We start from the raw sequence: 17,927 nt of genomic DNA, 5'->3' as shown, positions 1-17,927 counted from the left end.
GGCGGTTCCGCCGACGGCGAGGGCGGCCTTGCGCAGATTCCCGCAAGCGCTTGTACCTCTCGATTAACGGCTGCGCCACACGATTTCCGGGGCTTCGCGCCAGCCAAACCGGGCGACATGGTCGGCGATCACCGTCTGCAACTGGTCTAGTGCTGCCGCATCCGGCGATTCGCAGCGCATCAGCAACGCCGCTGGCTGCGCCTCCAGCCGGCAGATGCCGATGGAAAAGGCGATGCTGCCGACGGTGTCGTCCAGCTCCACCGGCAGCTTATGGGCGAAATGCTTGCACAGCTGGGCCAGATAACGGCCGGCATTCTGCGTTTCCACCCGGCTTTCCGAGATCTTCATGAAACCATCCTTTCCTGGTTTAAAACTCTCCGCAGGCGCTGGAACAGGGCGGCGGAGACGAGCGCCATCGCCACCAGCATGCCGGTCCAGATACCGGGCAGCCCCACGCCTTGGCCAAGGCTGAGCCAGGCCGCCACGGGAATGCCGGCGCTCCAGAGGCCGAGAATGGCGATGCCGGCCGGCCATCGGGCATCGCCCAGGCCGCGCAGGATTCCGACCAGCGCGATGCGTCCGCAATCCAGCGGCAGGCTGGCGGCGGCGAACAGCAGGACGAGCTGGGCCAGCGCCGCCGTCTCTGTTGCGAAAGGCACGCCCGGTTCGAGCACCAGCGCGACCAGCGGCCCGCGCGCCAGCGCCAGGAAAGCGCCATACAGCGCCGAAACCGCCAGCGCCGCCGCCAGCGCCTGGCGGATGGCCCGACGGTAGCGCGCGCCATTCTCCTGCCCGCGATGGAAGGCGATGACGATGGTCGCGGCCTCGCCGATGCCGAACAGGAAGGCGATGCCGACCTCCGCCGCCTGCAGCGCGATGGCGTTGGCGGCCAGCGCCGCCGCGCCCAGCAGGCCGGTCATCATCGCGATGGCCGCGAAGAAGCCCATGGTGGCGCCTTCCAGCACCGCCATCGGCGCGCCATAGGACAGTACTTCCGGCAGATGCCGCCGCAGGCTGGCGAGGCTCCATCCGCCGAGCAGCCCGGCCAGCGCGCCGCGCCGGTACAGCCAGAAGAGCAGCGCCAGCATCTTCAGCAGGACCGTCAGGAAGGTGGCCACGCCCGCGCCGACAAGGCCCAGTTCCGGCAGGCCCAGCAGACCGAACATGAACAGCGCATTGCCGGCGGCGTTCACCGGTATCGCCAGCAGCGAAATCCGGCTGACGGCGGCGGCATGGCCGCGCACGGCGGCGATTGTCCACAGCGCCGCGAACACCGCGATACAGGGCGAGGACCAGGCAAGCCAGGCAAGATATGGCCCAGCGGCCAGCGCCAGGCCGGGTTCCTGGCCGAAGGACAGCAGCAGCGCCTCCCCGGCCACCGACAGCGCCAGGATCGGCAGCAGAAGGACGCCCCCGACGGCCGCCAGCGCCGTCACCGTGCCGCGCGCGTCCGCCAGATCGCCCGCGCCGAGCAGCCGGGCAAGCGGCGCGCCCGCCCCGCCGACGAAGCCCAGCAGGCAGAACAGCGGCAGATAGAACAGATGGCTGGCCAGCGATGCGGCGGCCAGCTCCGCCGGCCCCAGCCAGCCGATCATCACCAGGTCGGTCGCCGCGATGGCGATATGCGACAGATTCGCCAGCCCCAGCGCGAACGCCAGGGGCACAAGGCGCAGTCCCGCTTCAGCCATGCCGGTGCAGCGCCCGGGGCAGCGGCCGCACGATATGGACCAGGATGCCGCCGCCGGGCCGCGCCACGATCTCCGCCTCGACCTGGAAGACGGCGGCCAGGGTCTCCGGCGTCAGCACCTCGGCCGGCCGGCCGGCGGCGACGATGCGGCCCTGGCTCAGCAGGGCCAGCCGGTCGCAATAGCGCGCCGCCAGGTCGATATCGTGCAGGGCGGCGATCGCCACCCCGCCACGCTGCGCCAGCCGCTCGCGCACCAGATCCAGCACCACCATGCGCCAATGCAGGTCGAGGGCGGAGGTCGGCTCGTCGAGCAGCAGCAACGCCGGCTCGCGGATCAGCGCCAGCGCCAGCCCGACCAGCTGGCGCTTGCCGCCGGACAGGGTGTGCAGCGGCGACAGCGCGACCGAGGACAGGCCAAGGGCGGCGAACATCGCCTCGATGCGCGCCGCCAGCGCGGCATCGGGTATGTCCAGCGCCAGGGCGCGCGCGGTGCTCCACATCAGCTCCGTCGGCAGCAGGGCGGATGGCGAGGGCGGCGATTGCGGCATCGCCGCCACCTTGTCGCGCCAGCCCGTCGCGCCGTAATCCCCTTGCGCCACACCGTCCAGCGCGATCAGCCCCTCGGCCCGCATCTCGCGCGACAGGCAGCGCATCAGGGTGGATTTGCCCGAGGCGTTCGGCCCCAGCAGCCCCAGTATCTCGCCCTCAGCCAGATCCGGCAGCGTGACGTCGAACAGGATCTGCGTGCGGCCATAGCGCGCCGATACGCCCTGCGCCCGCAGCCTGGTCATGGCCGCCTCCGCTGGCCGATCAGCAGCGCCAGCAGCACCGGCACGCCGACCAGCGCGGTCAGGATGCCGACCGGGATGATCGCGCCGGGGATCAGTGCCTTCGACAGGAAGGAGGCGGCGGAAAGGATCAGCGCGCCGCACAAGGCCGAGCCGGGCACCAGCATGCGGTGATCCTCGCCCAGCAGCAGCCGCGCGATATGCGGGCCGACCAGCCCGATGAAGGCAATGGTGCCGACGAAGCAGACCGCGAAGGCGGTCAGGATCGACGATCGCAGGATCACCCAGAGCCGCAGCCGGGCAACATCGATGCCGACGCTGCGGGCATGCGCCTCGCCGCCGCGCAGCAGCGTCATCAACCAGACATGGCGCAGGCTGAAGGGCAGCACGGCCAGGAAGCAGGCGGTGACGATCCACACCTCGGTCCAGCCCGCCTTGGTCAGGTTGCCGATGGTCCAGAACACGATCTGCTGGATGCCGTCGGCATCGGCGATGTAGTGCAGCGCCGAGGTCAGCGCATTGCACAGGAACACCATGGCGATGCCGAACAGCACCACGGTCTCCCGCGCCCCGCCGACGAACCGCACCACCAGCAGGATCAGCCCGCCGCAGCCTAGCGCGAAGATCAGCGCCATGACCGGCAGCACCGCGGTTTCCGGCACGAAGGGCAGCGCCGGGGCCAGCACGATGGCGATACCCGCCCCCAGCATGGCGGAGGAGGAGACGCCCAGCGTGAACGGGCTGGCCAGCGGATTGTCCAGGATGGTCTGGGTCTCGACCCCCGCCAGCCCCAGCGCCGCGCCGACCGACAGCGCGATCAGCGCATCGGGCAGACGCACCTGCCACAGGATGATGCGGTGGCGCAGTTCCAGGCTTTCGGGATCGAACAGCCCACGCAGAATCTGCTCGGCGGTCAGCCCGGCCGGCCCGGCCATCAGATCGAGGCCGAGGCACAGCAGCAGGGCCAGCGTCAGCAGCCCGAGGACCAGCGCCCGCCGGCGCTGGATATGGCCGAAGCGGGCATGCAGCGACGGGGCGGCGTCAGTCACGCGGCACCGTGGCGAAATAGGTGCCTTCGAGCGTGAAGGGCAGATAGGCCTCGTAGATATGCGCCAGGGTGCGCTGCGGGTCGAGATCGCCGAACAGATCAGGATGCATCCACACCGCAAAGGCTTCCAGCGCCACGATATTGAACGGCGAATTATAGAAATTATGCCAGACCGCGTGCGCCCGCCCGCCGCGCACCGCATCCATCGCCTGGAATTCCGGGGCGGACAGATAGCGCTTCAGGCTATCGGCGGCATCCTGCGCTGAGATGCCCGCGCCGAGCGCCACCGGGCTGCCGCCGGCGCGATATTCCGCCGGCGTGCCGCTGGCAGTGCCGATCCATACATCGGGATTCTCGGTCAGCAGGAACTCCGCCGTGTGCTGCGCGGTGGGGCCGGGGGCGACGGCATCGGCTATATTGTGCCCACCCGCCAGGCCGACGAAGGGGCCCAGCATGCCCTCGGCCATGCCCCAGCAGCAATCGAAGCGGCCAGGATGGGCCTGCACGAACACGCTGGGGCGGGTCTTCGCCTGGGCGACGCGCTCGCGGATAGTCTTCAGCCGCCCGCGATAGAAGGCGGCATAGTCGGCGGCGCGGTCCTCTGCCCCCAGCAGCCGGCCAAGAAGATCGATGGAGGGCAGCGTGTTGGTCATCGGGTTGAGCCGGAAATCGATGAACACCACCGCAATGCCGGCCGCTTCCAGCTGGCGCAGCAATTCGGCATGCTTCGCCCCCGGCCCATGATCGCTGAGGCCGAAAATGGCGAGCTGCGGCTGCAGATCGATGATCTTCTCGACCGACACGCTGTCGGCGCTGTTGCTGCCGAACAGGGCGATGTCGCGCGCCGCCGGGAAGCGCTCGAAAAGCTGCGCCTCCAGCGCCGGCTCGGTATGACTCAGCGGCGACATGGTGCCGACCAGCCCGGCCACAGGGTTTTCCGGGCGCAGCAGGGCCAGCAGCGGAATATAGCGCCCCTCGCCGATGACGAAGCGCTCCACCGGCAGCTGAACCGACACGGCGCGGCCGGCCCGGTCGACAATGTCGATCCGTTCCGCCCGCGCCGGGGAGAACAGTGCCGCCAGCAACCCGGCGACGATGAGGAACGCCCGCATGCTCAGAAGGTGACCTTCGCTTTCACGAGAAAGGAACGGCCCGGCTCATAGAGCGGGATCACATTGCCGAATTCCTGGCCATAGGTGGCACGGTCGGCATAGGTCTCGTCGAACAAATTGTTCGCCTCCACCCGCAGGGTCAGGAATTGCAGCGTCGGCGGCTGGTATTCAGCAAACAGGCTCAGGGATTCGTAGGAACCCAGCGGCTGCAGCCCGACGCCGGCGGGGTCCTCGTTTTCCAGCGCCACATCCAGAGTGCCGCCAAGGGTCAGGCCGGTGCGGGCGAAGCTGTGGGCGACCTCGAAAGCGAAGATCTGGCCGATCGGCGTGCCGAGATATTGGCCGAAATCCGAATCGCCGGTGATGCCGTCGATCTCGAAATCGGTGTCGGTATAGGTCAGCCGGGCGAAGCCGGGACCCCAATTATAGCCGACCGAGATGTTGTAGCCCTGGGTCTCGAAATCCGAGGTGATCTGCGGGCCGCCGCCGAAGGTCTCGTTGCGGGCATTGTCGAAATCGCTGCGGAAGATGCCGGCCCCGAAGGTGAAGCCGCGATGATGCGTCTCGAAGCCCAGGGTCATGTTCTCGGCGCGCACCGGTTCGATGCCGCCGGCATAGGACCAGTTCTCGTTCAGGATGAAGTTCTCGGCCAGGGTGATGCCGCCGAAAACCCGGGAATAGCCCGCCTTCAGCGTCAGCCAGTCGGTCGCGTCATAGGCCGCCGAGGCGTTGCCGGACAGGCCGGCATGATCGATCTCGGTGCCGTCGGTGCCTTCGAACCAGTTCTGGTCGCCGCGCATGCCGAAGGACAGCCGCAGCCGGTCGACCGGGGTTATGCGCGCCTGGGCGTACAGGCCGACATTGGTGGACGCCTCGTAGATGCTGACCGTCGGATCGTCGTATTCCGCCTTGTCGTCGTAGAAATCGACGCCGACCGTCAGCGTGTTGCCGGGGCTGAAGTTGAAGTTGTTCTCCAGCTTGCCGGACAGGCTGCTGGTCTCGCCGACGCTGCCGAACGGCGTCGGCACGCCGACCTCGGTGCGGCCATAGCCCAGCACCGCCTTCGGGTCCCACATGCCATCGGCATTCGGCGTGGAATAGTTGAAGGCGAAGTTCTGGCGCTTCAGATCGTAGAGCCGCAGCCCTTCATTGCGGTTGGTCAGCCGGCCGATATTGGCGCGGAACGGGCGCACCGCCTCGTCATGCACCTGCTCGGCGGAGAATTCGAAGCGGTGGCCGCTGTCGCTCTCGAAGCCGACCTTGCCCAGCACGCTTTCCAGGCCGGCGCCGGTGCCCTCGACGGAACGGCCATCGCCATCCTTGTAGTTGCTGCCGTCGGAATTCTTGTAGAAGCCCAGCACTTCGAAGCCCTGGGAACGGCCATAGGCCGAGCCGCTATAGGCCAGGCTGTCGCCATTCGTGTTGTACTCGCTGCTGAGGAAGCCGCCGACCGAACGGCCCGGCTCCAGCACATCGGCCACGTCGACCGTCTCGTAGACGATGGAGCCGCCCAGGGCGCCGGGACCGGCATCGGCCGGGGCGACGCCCGGATCGACGCGCGCCAGCTTCAGCAGCGACGGGTCGATCAGATTGGTGGCGTTGTGGTGGAACACCTTGTTGTTCTGCCGCGCGCCATCGATGGTGATGGCGAGGTTGGTCTCCTCCACGCCCTGCACATAGACCTTCTGGCTCATCGGCTGGCCGCCGCCGACGGAAACGCTGGCCTCGCCGGCGAACACTTCCTTCAGCGAACTCGGGTTACGCCGCTCCAGATCCTCCAGGCCGATGGTGATCGAGTTGGCCCGGTCGGCCGCCCCGGCATGCTTGTCCGCGACCGCCGCACCCTGCACCATGACGGGGCTCAGCATGGTCGCCGAACCGCTGGTCGACGGCGCGGCGACAATCACCGCGCCGCCCTGCTCCAGGCGGAAGCTGAGGCCGGTACCGGCGAGAAGCTGCTGCAAGGCGATTTCCGGGGCCATCGTGCCGCTGACGCCCTGGGTGCGCGCGCCGCGCACCGCATCGCCATTGGCGGAAACCTGCATGCCCGACTGCCGGCCGAACAGGGACAGCGCCTCCGGCATTGGCTGCGGCGGAATGTTGAAGCTGCGCTGCTGCGTCTGAGCGGTGGCTGGCCCCGTGCCTTGCGCCTGGCCAGCCGTCGGCAGCGCGACAAGCGTGGTGGCCAGCGCGGTCGACATTGCCAGCGCCGCGGCCCATCGCCGCGAATTCCCGTGCCCCTTCGTCATCTCCGTCAACTCCCCCTCCAGACAGGAAATTGCGCGCAATCATCAGATGCGATTACGACGCATTTTTAATATCTGACTTAGAGACGATTGCGGATTGCCCGGCGTTCAAAAAAAAAATCAGCCGCCCGAAATCAGCACGACCCAGGGCGATAGCTGATGGAAGGATGCGCCCTGCGCGCTGGCGATGGCGCGGAAGGCCGCTACCGGGTCGGAAAGATTGTACACCCCGGTCAAGGGCCGGCCGGCCAGCGCGTCGCCCTGGACCAGGACAATGCCGGAATAATAATGCCGCAGCTCGGCCACCACCTCGGCCACCGGGAGATCCTGCACCACCAGCTGCCCGTCCAACCAGCTCGCGACGTTCTGCGCCGGCATATGGCCGCGTCCGTCGTCACCGCCATCCCATGAAAGGCGCGCCCAGTCACCGGCGCTCAATGTCTCGTTCACCGGCGGCACGACGCCGTCGCGACTGACGCGCACACTGCCTTCGCGCACGGCGACGCGCGTGGCCCGATGCGCCATGCGCACCTCGAAGGCGGTGCCGATCACCGTGGCCTCGACCGCATTCGCCGTCACCCGAAAGGGTCGCTCCAGATTGGCCGCGACCTCGAAAAATGCCTGGCCTTCCAGCAGCCGCACGCGACGCTCGGCCTCGGTATAGACGATTTCCAGGGCACTATCGGGGCCGAGCCGGACGATGCTGCCATCTTCCAGTCGCACGGTTTGCCGCTCGGCCGTCTCCGTTGCGTAATCGGCGGTCCATCGCAGTATCATGTCCGGCAATAGCGCGAGCGTCAGACAGGCCGCCATTGCCACGCCCGCAAGCCCCAGCCCGACGCGGCGGCCCGCCTTGCGGCGTGGCGCCACGGTCGGCAGCGGCCGGGACACGGCCTCACGGTCGGCCCAATAGGCGCGATGCAGCGGCGCCACTTCGCCCATCGCCTCATAGGTCTGGGCAATTTCCTCCCAATCCCGGGCGTGGGCGGCACTGGCCGCGATCCAGCGCGCGAAATCGGCGCGCAACTTCCTGTCATCCGGCTGATCGAGCAGGGCAACCAGCCATTCGCTGGCGCTGCTCGGTTGGCGTCGGTCATCCATGTCCGGCTGCATCCTCTCGCCGCGGCACTATTTTATAGACGCTCCGGCGACCGGCCCCGTTCAAAGATTGGCCGATCATCGGCCGCGGAACAGCCGGCGGCGGCAATGTTCCATCCCGTCGATGACCAGCGCATGCGCCGTACCGACCGAGATGTCGAGTCGGTTGGCGATCTCACGAATCGAGCAGCCGGCGAAGCGGTGCATCTCCAGCGCTACGCGCGTACGATCCGGCAGCTCCGCCATGGCCTGGGCGAGGAGGCGCACTTCCCCGCGCGCTCCCACTTCGCTCTCCGGCGAGGGACGGTCCTCGGCGATCTCATCCATCGCCGCCTCCCCGCCCGACGGCATCCGGCCACGCTCTCGCATCAGGCGGCGGCGCACATCTAGGGACAGGTTGCGCACGATGCGATAGAGATAGGCCAGCGGCTCGCGCAAGGGCTGATCGACAATAGCCGAATCCAGACGCAGGTAAGCCTCCTGAACCACATCCTCGGCATGCGACCGGTCGCCCAGGATTCTGCTGGCGTAATTCACCAGCTCGCCCCGATGCGCTGAAAACAGCTCCACAATGGTTGGCTCGTGGTTCAAAAAGGCCCCTGAATTGCGAATCATTCTTAGGCCTTAGAAATAGAAGCTATCGGCTCCCAAGGCAATCGGGAGCTGACCGCCATCCCGCGCCAGCGCATGCATGGCCTGAAGAACCGTCAGGCCCTGCTCGCGAGCCTGCGGCCTCGCTTTATGGCCGCCAATCGCCAGACATTCGAGCCGGCGTGGAATTGCGCAGCGCGCGCGACAGATTGTCGGCCGCCGCCCGCATCATCTCCAACGATTCATCCAACGGGCGGGAATTCAGCCGCTCGATCAGGCCGGATGCGCCCAGGCTGTAGATCACCCCGACATCCGGCAGCTCGATCGGCACGGCCAGCGCGCCCACCCCCGGCTCCATCTCATTCCAGCAGGTGGCGTAGCGGCGGTCGCGCACCTCAGCGTAGTCGGCCTTCACCGCGGCCGGGTCGGTCTTGGTTTCCTGCGCCAGCTTCACCAGCGGCTGGGAGAGTATTTCATCGATAAAGGCCGGCGCCTGATACGCCAGGATCGCCTTGGCGGAGGCCGAGGCGTGCGGCGGCATCATATGGCCGGGAAACACATAGCCCCGCAGCCCCTTCTCCGGCACCGCCCAGGCCAGCGACATGACATGATTGCCGGTCAGCCGGGTCACGAAGCAGGTTTCGCCGAAGCGGTTGGCCAGCCGGTCCAATACCGGCTGAACGGCGATCTGCACCCAGGCGTCGTCCGCACCGGCATGCAGCAGCCGCAACAGCCGCATCCCCAGCTGGTAATCCTTGCGCTTGCCGCCGCTGGCAGTGACCAGGCCGGTCTTCTGCAAGGCCTGAAGCAGCCGGTGCGTGGTCGCCACCGGCAAATCGCATTGCTGGGCCAGGCTGGACAGGCTCAACCCGTGCGGCGAGGCGGCGACCGCCTCCAGCGCCATCACATAGCGCTCCAACCCCGTTTGTTTTTCTGCAGTCACGACATTCCCCGACCCGAGTTCCTTGAGACTTCTTAGAAAAATCGACTTTAAAGCCCAGGGCGGCGGCGACAGGAGAAAAATCCACCCCAGAGCCTGTTGACTCTCGCGAAAGGCTAATATTAAACTTTCCGTAAATCAATAAAACTTTCCGAAATTCGGAAAATATGAATAGGCGAACAGGCTGAAGACAGGGCGCTCGCTTTCGTCATCTCAGCAGTCTTGGTGGAACCCGGACCCCCTTGATGGGGGCCGAATCAGGGGAGATTTACCTATGCATCGCATTATGAAGACGGCCGTATTCGGCCTGTGTCTCACGGCAATGGTCGGCCTGGCCGACGCGGCACGGGCGGATGCGCCCGGCGTTACCGACAAGGCGATCAAGATCGGCGTTCTCGGCAGCCTGACCGGCCCGTTCGCCATTTTCGGGACTGGTAACCTGGCCGGCGCCACCCTCGCCTTCGAGGAGGCGAACACCGCCGGCGGCATCAATGGCCGCCAGATCGAGTGGATATCGCTCGACGACGAATCATCGCCGCCGAAGGGCATCGCCGCCTATAAGCGCCTGACTGAACAGGAGAAGGTGTTTGCCGTGTTCGGCCCGGCCGCCAGCGCGGTCGGCCAGGCCCTGGTGCCGACCTTCAAGGCGTCAAAGACCCCGACCTTCATCTCGGTCTTCTCCACGCCGGTGGTGACCGAGCCGCCGATTCCCAACGTTTTCCGCACCGGCCCGATGAACGATCGCCAGCAGGGCACCGCGATCGCGGATTACGTCATCGACCATCTGAAGGGCCAGAAGATCGCGCTGATCCGCCAATCCGACGAGTATGGCAAGCGCGGCGCCGACAGCGTCGTGGCGCGCATCAAGGCACGCGGGCATAAGCTGGCGGCCGAAGAGACCTTCAACCTGACCGACACGGATTTCAGCGCCCAGCTCTCGCGCATTGCCCAGGCGACGCCGGACGTTCTCGTGGTTTATGGCTATCCGAACCCGTCTGCCATCATCACCCGCCAGGCCAGCCAGCTCGGCCTGAAGGCGACCATCATGGGCGCCAATTCGGCCGGCAGCCGGCGCTATCCGGAAATCGTCGGCGAGGCGGCGGCTGGCACGCAGAACATCATTACCCTCGAAGTGCTGCCGGAATCGGACGATCCGGCCGCCAAGAAGTTCCATGCCGCGTTCGAGAAGCGCTTCCCCGACCTCGCCCGCCAGGGCCGTCCCGACCTGGGCGATGTGCTGGGTTACGGCGGCGCGCTGACCTTCCTGGAGGCGCTGAAGCGGGCCGGCAAGGACCTGACGCAGGAAAAGCTGATCGCCGCGCTGGAAAGCCTGGACAACTACGCCACCGGCCTCAGCCTGCCGACCACCTTCGGCCCGAATATCCGCGAGGGCAACCAGTCGGCCCGCGTGGTCGAAATCCAGAAGGATTTGAGCCGCAAGATGTTGCCGGTCGTGGTGCGCGCCAGCGAAGGGGCCGCCAAGTGACCACGGCCCAACACCGCGTCGCGCAAATATTTGCCGACGATCTGGCGGTGGGTCAGGTATTCGCCGGTGAGCCGCGCGGAATCGGAGAAGAGCACTTCTCCGGCTTCGCCGCCCTCACCGGCGACAGCCACCCGATCCATTACCACGAGGCCTATGCGGCCAAGACGCAGTTCGGCAAGCGTCTGGCGCACGGGCTGCTGCTGGTCTCGATGGGCGCGCTGGGCGCCACCCCGCTGTCGCACCGGCTTGAGGATGCGATGATCGCCTTCGTCGAGCAGGGCTGCCGTTTCGTGAAACCGGTCTTCATCGGCGAGACGCTGACCAGCCGGTTCGAGGTGACGGCCATCGACCTGAAGCCGCATCGTAACGCCGCCCTGGTGCGCTTTGCGCTAACGCTGCTCGACCATGCCGGCAGCCCCGTGCTGGAAGGGCATCACACCTATCTGCTCAAATGCCGCCCGCAAGGCACGGACAAGGTGGCCTGAAACGATGTCCGCAATGACCTATCAGGCGGTGCGCCAGGCATTTAGCTGGCAAACGGTGCATGACACGCTGGGCTGGACCGGCAAGGAGACGGTCAATCTTGGCGCCACCATCATCGACCGCCATGCCGATAGCGACGCCACCGCGCTGATCTGGGTGGCCAGGGATGGCGCGGAGCGGCGCATCGCCTATCGCGAGCTGGCGGAAGCCAGCAACCGCTTCGCCAATCTGCTGACCCGCCTGGGCGTCCGCAAGGGCGACCGGGTGGCGGCGCTGATGCCGCGCGTGCCGGAGGGGCTGGCCGCCCTGTTGGGAGCGTTCAAGGTCGGCGCGATCTATGTGCCGATCTTCACCGGCTTCGGGCCGGACGCGGTGCGCTTTCGCCTGGAGCATAGCCAGGTGAAGCTGCTGGTGACCCATCAGGAGGTGCGCAGCCAGGTGCCCGCGGATGCCGCGACGCGGATCGTCTGCGTAAATCCCGACCCGGCGGCGCTACAGCAGGGCGACCTCGACTTCGCCGCCGAAACGGCGCGCGAGAGCGAGCGGTTCGAACCTGTGCAATGCCGGCGCGACGAGGTTGCCGCGATCATCTACACCTCTGGTTCCACCGGGCAGCCGAAGGGCGGGGCGATCGCGACGAACTTCCTGGCCGCGATCTGGCCCTATGTCACCTACGGCGTCGATCTGCGCGAGGACGACATCTTCTGGCCGACCGGCGATCCCGGCTGGGGCTATGGCTTCGTGTGCTACCTGGCGGCGCTGACCGCCGGCGTCCCCATCGTCTCGGTACAGGCCAATCCCACGCCGGCCCTGTGCCTGGAACTGATCGAACGCTACGGCATCACCAACCTCGCCACCACGCCGACATTGCTGCGCAGCCTGATGGCCGCCGACGCCGCGCCGAAGAGTCCGGTGCGCACGATATCGAGCTGTGGCGAACCGCTGAACGACAAGGTCGTCGATTATTTCCGCCGGGTCTGGTCGGTCACGCCGCTCGACCATTTCGGCGCCACCGAATATGCCCTGCCCATCGGTAATTATGCCGGCATCGACATGGCGGTGAAGCCCGGCTCGATGGGGCTGCCCTGCCCCGGCTTCACCATGGCCGTGGTCGACGAGGCGGGCAACGAGCTACCCGCGGGTAAAGTCGGCATGATCGGCAAGAAGGCCGACGAGAATTGCCTGTACTGGCTGCTGTACTGGAACGACGAGACGGCGACGCGCAATTTGGTACGCCAGGGCTGGATCGTCACCGGCGACCTCGCCAGCCGCGATGCCGACGGCTACTTCTGGTTCGAAGGCCGGGCAGACGACATGATCAAGAGCGCCGGCTATCGCATCGGCCCGTTCGAGGTCGAAAGCGCGCTGCTGAAGCACCCCGCCGTCGCCGAGGCCGGCGTGATCGGCAAGCCCGACGCGCTCAAGGGGCAGATCGTGAAGGCCTTCATCCTGCTCAAGACCGGCGTGGCGGCCAGCGATGCGCTGTCGGACGAACTGGCCGGCTTCGTGAAACGCACGCTGGGCCGCCACCAATATCCGCGCGAGATCGAATTCGTCGACAGCCTGCCGAAGACCGCGACCGGCAAGATTCAGCGCTTCGTGCTGCGCCAACGCCCCTAAGTCCGCGCCTCAAGGAGACACCGAGCCATGACCGTTTATGAACCGATCGTCCCCAACCCGAACTGGCCGAAGGGCTTCACCTTCTCGCCGGCGGTGCGGGTTGGCAATCTCGTCTTCCTGTCCGGCACCACGGCGGGCGATGAAAAGGGCAAGATCGTCGGCGTCGGCGATATCGCGGCGCAGACCCGCTACATCTTCCAGAAATTCGCGATCATCTTGGAGAGCCTCGGCGGCAGCCTGGCCAATATCGTCGAGACAACGGACTATTACACGACGCTGGAAGGCTACGAGAAGACCGCCGATGTGCGGCGCGAGCTGCTGAAGGGTCCGCCCTGGCCGGCCGCGACCGGAGTTCAGGTCGCCGGGCTGATCCGCAAGGACGCCCTGATTGAAATCAAAGCCATAGCCGTGCTGTAGGGATCGGCAGGCATGCTCGCCCAGCTCCTCGTCAGCTCGCTGACCGCCGGCGCCGTCTATGCGCTGATCGCGCTTGGCTTCGTGCTGCTGCACAACGGCACGGGCGTGGTGCATTTCGGCTATGGCGATCAGGTCACCTTCGGCGCGTATCTCGTGCTGATCGCGCAGAATTTCGTCGGAGTGCCATTTTCCGCCGCCATCATGATGGCGCTGCTGGCGTCGATGGCGCTGGGCGCCGCGATCTACGCCGTCTTCATGGTGCCGCTGCGAAACGCCTCGCTGCTGGCGCGGCTGATCGCGACATTGGCCATCGGCACCGCCTTGCGGGAATGGCTGCGCGCCTTCATGGGCCCCAATGCCTGGCCCTTCCCGTTCCTGCTGTCCCCTGCCCCGGTCGAGGTTGGCGGCCTGATGCTGGTGCCGGCCAACCTGGCGATCATCGGCGTCGTGCTGGTCATCCTGGCGGGACTGTACCTGTTCTTCGAGAAGACGCTGCAAGGCAAGGCAATCCTGGCCGCCTGCGAGAACCGCACCGGCGCCAGCCTGATCGGCGTGCGGGTGTCGCGCGTGTTCCTAGTGATCTGGGTGGTCGCCTCGCTGCTGGCCACGGTGGCGGGCATCCTGGTGGCCCCGCTGCTGACGCTGAGCCCGGATATGGGGCTGATCGCCATCAAGGGCTTCACCGCCGCCGTGCTGGGCGGCTTCAGCAGCCTGCCGGGCGCCGTTGTCGGCGGCTTGCTGCTCGGCGTGCTGGAGGCGCTGACCGGGGCCTATATCTCGACCGCACTCAAGGACATGATCAGCTACGCCATTCTGATCGCCGTGATCCTGGTGCGGCCGCAGGGCCTATTCGGCGGCCTAGCCTTGAAGAAGGTATAGGCGCATGACCGGCAAGACCCTGCTTTTCGCCGTGACCGGCATCGGCCTGTTCTTCGCGCTGCCGCATATGCTGGCCGACTTCCAGCTATTCCAGGTCTGCCTGATCGCGGTCACGGCGCTCATCGCGCTGGGGCTGACCGTGGTGACCGGACTGGCCGGCCAGGTGTCGCTGGCCCAGGCCGCCTTCGTGGGCATCGGCGGCTATGGCGCGGCGATCCTGGCGACCCGTTGGGGCGTGCCTCTGTGGGCCGGCATTCCGCTCTCCGGCATCGTCGCCGCGATGGCCGGCTTCGTGCTGGGGCAAGTCACCCTGCGCGTCTCCGGTCACTACCTCGCGCTGGCGACCATGGCGGTGACCGCCATCGTGCAACTGGCCTTCATCCATATGGACGACATCACCGGCGGCGCCGCCGGCATGCCGGTGCCCAGCTTCGAGATCGGCGGCCGGGCGCTGACCAGCGGCGGAGAGCTGTATTACGTGATCGTCCCCACCACGGCGGTGCTGTTTCTGATCGTCGGCAACATCATCCGGTCCCGTTTCGGCCGTGCCTTCGCGGCGACCCGGCAGAGCGAGATCGCCGTCGCCGCGATGGGCGTGGACGTGCTGCGCTACAAGGCGCTGGCCTTTGCCGGCAGCGCCTTCCTGGGCGCGGTCGGCGGGGGGCTGCTGGCCCCCCTGGCCAGCTATCTCGACCCAATGCAGTTCGGCATTCCGCAATCCATCTACTACATGGCCATCGCGGTGGTCGGCGGGCTGCGCTCCCCGGCCGGGGCGATCATCGGGGCGGTGGTCTTCATCCTGATCCCGGAATTCCTGCAGGCCTTCCAATCCTATCTGGGGCTGGTCTTCGCGCTGCTGCTGCTCGGCTTCATCGTGCTGTGGCCGAATGGGCTGTCCGGCCTGATTTTCCGGCGTCCCGGAGCCCGCTGGTGGGGAGGTGCCGCCCGATGACCGCGCCTCTCCTCAGCATCCAGGATATCGGCGTGCGGTTCGGCGGCATCGTCGCGCTGGACGGGATCAACATCGATGTCGAACCCGGCGCCATTCACGCCATCATCGGGCCGAACGGCGCGGGCAAGAGCACGCTGATCAACGTCGTCACCGGCATCTACACCGCCGGCCAGGGCTCGGTCACCTTCGCCGGGCAGACGCTGAACCGGCTTAAGCCGCACGATATCTGCCGGCTGGGCATCGCCCGGACCTTCCAGAACACCGAGCTGTTCGGCGAGATGACGGCGCTGGAGAACGTTATGATCGGCGCGCATCGCAGCGGCGGCTACGGCCCCTTCGTCGCGGCCACGCACGGTTTTGGCTTCGCCGCCGCCGAAAGCCGGATGCGGGCCGAGGCGATGGACCTGCTTGAACTGGTCGGCATCGCCGAGGATGCGGCCATGCTGGCCGGCGCGCTGCCGTTCGGCAAGCAGCGCCGGCTGGAGCTGGCGCGGGCGCTGGCGACGCGCCCGCGCATGCTGCTGCTGGACGAGCCGGCCGCCGGACTGAGGGCAGCCGAAATCGAGGCGTTGAACAATATCCTGCTGGATTTGCGGGCCAGGCGGGGCCTGACCATCCTGCTGATCGACCATGTCATGGCGCTGGTTCTGAAGATTTCCGACCGGGTCACCGTGCTGAATTTCGGTCGCAAGATCGCCGAGGGCCTGCCCGCCGAGGTGCGCGCCAACCCCGATGTCATCAAGGCCTATCTGGGCGAGAGGGCGGCCAATGCTATCGCTTCGTAATGTCCGCGCCGGCTATGGCGGCAAGGAAGTCCTGCATGGCCTCAACCTAGCGGTGCCGCGCGGCGCCGTCGTCACGCTGCTGGGGGCCAACGGAGCGGGGAAAAGCACGACGCTGAACGCCATCGTCGGTCTTGCCCGCTGTTCGGATGGCAGTATCGAGCTGGATGGCGTCCCGCTGACCAATGGCACGCCGGACCAGGCGCTGCGGCGCGGCATCGCCCTGGTTGCCGAGCAACGAGAGCTTTTCGGCGGCATGAGCGTTTCCGACAATCTGCGGCTGGGCGGCCTTTTGCGGGGGCGGTCGCGGGCGGTGGCGGAGGATTTCGAGAAGCTGCTCGATACGTTCCCCCGGCTGCGCGAGCGCCTGGCGCAACCGGCGCGCACCCTGTCCGGCGGCGAGCAGCAGATGCTGGCCATCGCCCGGGCGCTGATGGCCCGGCCCGCCTATCTGCTGCTGGACGAGCCGTCGCTCGGCCTCGCGCCGCGCATTGTCGACGAAATATTCGACATCATCCGGCGCATCAGCGGCGAGGACACGACGATCCTGCTGGTCGAACAGAATGCCATGCTGGCCCTGGAAGTGGCCGATTACGGATATGTCATTGAGACTGGCGAAATCACCTTCGAGGGCGACGCCGATGCGTTGCGCGGCTCCGCCGCCGTGCAGGAATCCTACCTGTGACGATACCGGCCCTGTTCACGCCCATCCGTCTCGGCGCGCTGGAACTGCCCAACCGCATCGTCATGGCCCCGCTGACACGCAGTCGCGCCCTGCCCGAGGGGGACGCGCCCGGCCCGCTGAGCGTCGATTATTACCGGCAGCGCGCCAGCGCGGGCCTGATCATCACCGAAGCCGCGCAGATATCGCCCGAAGGCAAGGGCTATGCCGGAACGCCCGGAATCCACAGTGCGGCGCAGACCGAGGCCTGGAGCCGGGTGACGGAGGCCGTGCACGCGGCCGGCGGCCGCATTTTCCTTCAACTCTGGCATGTCGGGCGGGTGTCGCACCATTCCCTGCAGCCGGACGGCCAGCCCCCAGTCGCCCCATCGGCCGTGATCGCCCGGACGCGCACCTATGTCGGCAGCGGCTTCGTGCCGGTCTCCCCGCCCCGCGCGCTGGAAACCGGCGAGATCGCGCGCATCGTCGCGGATTACCGGCACGCCGCCCGGAATGCCCGTGCCGCCGGCTTCGACGGCATCGAGCTACATGGGGCGAACGGCTACCTGATCGACCAGTTCTTGCGCGACGGCCCCAACCGACGGACCGACGCCTATGGCGGATCGCCGGAGAATCGCTGCCGCTTCCTGGTCGAGGTGCTGGAGGCGTTGACCGAAATCTGGCCGGCGGACCGCATCGGCCTGCGCCTCAGCCCGTTCAGCCCGGCCAACGATGCCGGCGACAGCGACCCGATGGCTCTTTTCAGCCACGTCATCGAGCGGATATCGGGCTTTGGCCTGGCCTACCTGCATCTGATCGAGGGCGAAACCGCCGGCTCCCGCGACAGCGCCGACCGGGCATCGGTGCGCGCCTTGAGAGGCCGCTTCGGCGGGCGCTATATGGCGAATAACGGCTATGACCGCTATCTCGCCATCTGCGCGGCCGAGACCGGCGCCGCCGACCTGATCGCTTTCGGGCGTCCCTATATTGCCAACCCGGACCTGGTCGACCGGCTGCGGCGCGGCCTGCCCCTGGCTATCGCAGACCGCTCTCATTATTACGGCGGCGGCGCAGCCGGATATACCGACTACCCGGCGGCTCAAGATCGTTAATCCCGGCCGCCTATTTCAGCGGGAT

The 17,927-nt window shown here is 67.1% G+C and carries 18 protein-coding genes; 9 read left to right on the top strand and 9 right to left on the bottom strand.

Translation table 11 applies throughout. The annotated features are described in order from the left end of the window. Positions 1-63 precede the first annotated feature (63 nt). From AUP43_RS14715 to AUP43_RS14675, 9 genes are all read right to left on the bottom strand, one after another. Positions 64-348, bottom strand: coding sequence for a DUF2218 domain-containing protein (locus tag AUP43_RS14715; protein ID WP_067558682.1), 285 nt, complete (start codon positions 346-348; stop codon positions 64-66). Next, positions 345-1,688, bottom strand: coding sequence for an MATE family efflux transporter (locus AUP43_RS14710; RefSeq protein ID WP_067558679.1), 1,344 nt, complete (start codon positions 1,686-1,688; stop codon positions 345-347). The genes AUP43_RS14715 and AUP43_RS14710 overlap by 4 nt, the downstream gene beginning before the upstream one ends. Further along, positions 1,681-2,478, bottom strand: coding sequence for an ABC transporter ATP-binding protein (locus tag AUP43_RS14705; protein WP_067558676.1), 798 nt, complete (start codon positions 2,476-2,478; stop codon positions 1,681-1,683). The genes AUP43_RS14710 and AUP43_RS14705 overlap by 8 nt, the downstream gene beginning before the upstream one ends. After that, a complete protein-coding gene (locus tag AUP43_RS14700; protein ID WP_067558674.1) occupies positions 2,475-3,524 on the bottom strand; it encodes a FecCD family ABC transporter permease in 1,050 nt (349 codons plus the stop codon). Before AUP43_RS14700 ends, AUP43_RS14705 begins: the two co-directional genes overlap by 4 nt. After that, positions 3,517-4,635 (bottom strand): ABC transporter substrate-binding protein, encoded by a 1,119-nt coding sequence (locus tag AUP43_RS14695; RefSeq protein WP_067558671.1) that lies wholly within the window; start codon positions 4,633-4,635, stop codon positions 3,517-3,519. The genes AUP43_RS14700 and AUP43_RS14695 overlap by 8 nt, the downstream gene beginning before the upstream one ends. A gap of 2 nt (positions 4,636-4,637) precedes the next feature. Next, positions 4,638-6,836 carry a TonB-dependent receptor gene (locus AUP43_RS14690; protein WP_232315192.1) on the bottom strand — a complete coding sequence of 733 codons (2,199 nt, stop codon included), beginning with the start codon at positions 6,834-6,836 and terminating at the stop codon, positions 4,638-4,640. 165 nt (positions 6,837-7,001) lie between these two features. Continuing rightward, positions 7,002-7,982, bottom strand: coding sequence for a FecR family protein (locus AUP43_RS14685; protein WP_198154924.1), 981 nt, complete (start codon positions 7,980-7,982; stop codon positions 7,002-7,004). A 75-nt stretch (positions 7,983-8,057) separates the two neighbouring features. After that, complete coding sequence (locus AUP43_RS14680) at positions 8,058-8,549, bottom strand: sigma-70 family RNA polymerase sigma factor (RefSeq protein ID WP_232315191.1); 492 nt, start codon at positions 8,547-8,549, stop codon at positions 8,058-8,060. A 169-nt stretch (positions 8,550-8,718) separates the two neighbouring features. Beyond that, entirely contained in the window at positions 8,719-9,513 is a 795-nt protein-coding gene (locus AUP43_RS14675; protein WP_157089372.1) for an IclR family transcriptional regulator, read from the bottom strand. Positions 9,514-9,784: 271 nt separating this feature from the next. On the opposite strand from AUP43_RS14675, the gene AUP43_RS14670 reads away from it, so the two are divergent. From AUP43_RS14670 to AUP43_RS14630, 9 genes are read left to right on the top strand one after another with little or no spacing between them, the layout of a single operon-like run. After that, entirely contained in the window at positions 9,785-10,996 is a 1,212-nt protein-coding gene (locus AUP43_RS14670; protein ID WP_067558660.1) for an ABC transporter substrate-binding protein, read from the top strand. Beyond that, positions 10,993-11,481, top strand: coding sequence for a MaoC family dehydratase (locus tag AUP43_RS14665; protein ID WP_067558657.1), 489 nt, complete (start codon positions 10,993-10,995; stop codon positions 11,479-11,481). Before AUP43_RS14670 ends, AUP43_RS14665 begins: the two co-directional genes overlap by 4 nt. Positions 11,482-11,485: 4 nt before the next feature. Next, on the top strand, positions 11,486-13,099 hold the full coding sequence (locus AUP43_RS14660) for an acyl-CoA synthetase (RefSeq protein ID WP_198154923.1): 1,614 nt from the start codon (positions 11,486-11,488) through the stop codon (positions 13,097-13,099). A 27-nt stretch (positions 13,100-13,126) separates the two neighbouring features. Next, on the top strand, positions 13,127-13,516 hold the full coding sequence (locus tag AUP43_RS14655; protein ID WP_067558652.1) for a RidA family protein: 390 nt from the start codon (positions 13,127-13,129) through the stop codon (positions 13,514-13,516). A gap of 12 nt (positions 13,517-13,528) precedes the next feature. Then, complete coding sequence (locus tag AUP43_RS14650) at positions 13,529-14,395, top strand: branched-chain amino acid ABC transporter permease (protein WP_067558649.1); 867 nt, start codon at positions 13,529-13,531, stop codon at positions 14,393-14,395. Between the two features lie 4 nt (positions 14,396-14,399). After that, positions 14,400-15,347, top strand: coding sequence for a branched-chain amino acid ABC transporter permease (locus AUP43_RS14645; protein WP_067558646.1), 948 nt, complete (start codon positions 14,400-14,402; stop codon positions 15,345-15,347). Continuing rightward, entirely contained in the window at positions 15,344-16,132 is a 789-nt protein-coding gene (locus AUP43_RS14640; RefSeq protein WP_067558643.1) for an ABC transporter ATP-binding protein, read from the top strand. The genes AUP43_RS14645 and AUP43_RS14640 overlap by 4 nt, the downstream gene beginning before the upstream one ends. Continuing rightward, positions 16,116-16,814, top strand: coding sequence for an ABC transporter ATP-binding protein (locus tag AUP43_RS14635; RefSeq protein WP_067558640.1), 699 nt, complete (start codon positions 16,116-16,118; stop codon positions 16,812-16,814). The genes AUP43_RS14640 and AUP43_RS14635 overlap by 17 nt, the downstream gene beginning before the upstream one ends. Further along, on the top strand, positions 16,811-17,902 hold the full coding sequence (locus tag AUP43_RS14630; protein ID WP_067558637.1) for an alkene reductase: 1,092 nt from the start codon (positions 16,811-16,813) through the stop codon (positions 17,900-17,902). Before AUP43_RS14635 ends, AUP43_RS14630 begins: the two co-directional genes overlap by 4 nt. Positions 17,903-17,927 lie beyond the last annotated feature (25 nt).

It is taken from the genome of Oceanibaculum pacificum, from assembly GCF_001618175.1.
Classification (GTDB): domain Bacteria; phylum Pseudomonadota; class Alphaproteobacteria; order Oceanibaculales; family Oceanibaculaceae; genus Oceanibaculum; species Oceanibaculum pacificum.
This window is presented reverse-complemented; position numbering and strand designations above follow the sequence as displayed.

Excerpts from the sequence above, each read along its gene's own strand:
- AUP43_RS14715 (WP_067558682.1), bottom strand. The coding sequence starts at position 348 with ATGAAGATCTCGGAAAGCCGGGTGGAAACGCAGAATGCCGGCCGTTAT.
- AUP43_RS14710 (WP_067558679.1), bottom strand. The coding sequence starts at position 1,688 with ATGGCTGAAGCGGGACTGCGCCTTGTGCCCCTGGCGTTCGCGCTGGGG.
- AUP43_RS14705 (WP_067558676.1), bottom strand. The coding sequence starts at position 2,478 with ATGACCAGGCTGCGGGCGCAGGGCGTATCGGCGCGCTATGGCCGCACG.
- AUP43_RS14695 (WP_067558671.1), bottom strand. The coding sequence starts at position 4,635 with ATGCGGGCGTTCCTCATCGTCGCCGGGTTGCTGGCGGCACTGTTCTCC.
- AUP43_RS14690 (WP_232315192.1), bottom strand. The coding sequence starts at position 6,836 with ATGTCGACCGCGCTGGCCACCACGCTTGTCGCGCTGCCGACGGCTGGC.
- AUP43_RS14685 (WP_198154924.1), bottom strand. The coding sequence starts at position 7,982 with ATGGATGACCGACGCCAACCGAGCAGCGCCAGCGAATGGCTGGTTGCC.
- AUP43_RS14670 (WP_067558660.1), top strand. The coding sequence starts at position 9,785 with ATGCATCGCATTATGAAGACGGCCGTATTCGGCCTGTGTCTCACGGCA.
- AUP43_RS14660 (WP_198154923.1), top strand. The coding sequence starts at position 11,486 with ATGTCCGCAATGACCTATCAGGCGGTGCGCCAGGCATTTAGCTGGCAA.
- AUP43_RS14655 (WP_067558652.1), top strand. The coding sequence starts at position 13,127 with ATGACCGTTTATGAACCGATCGTCCCCAACCCGAACTGGCCGAAGGGC.
- AUP43_RS14650 (WP_067558649.1), top strand. The coding sequence starts at position 13,529 with ATGCTCGCCCAGCTCCTCGTCAGCTCGCTGACCGCCGGCGCCGTCTAT.
- AUP43_RS14645 (WP_067558646.1), top strand. The coding sequence starts at position 14,400 with ATGACCGGCAAGACCCTGCTTTTCGCCGTGACCGGCATCGGCCTGTTC.
- AUP43_RS14640 (WP_067558643.1), top strand. The coding sequence starts at position 15,344 with ATGACCGCGCCTCTCCTCAGCATCCAGGATATCGGCGTGCGGTTCGGC.
- AUP43_RS14635 (WP_067558640.1), top strand. The coding sequence starts at position 16,116 with ATGCTATCGCTTCGTAATGTCCGCGCCGGCTATGGCGGCAAGGAAGTC.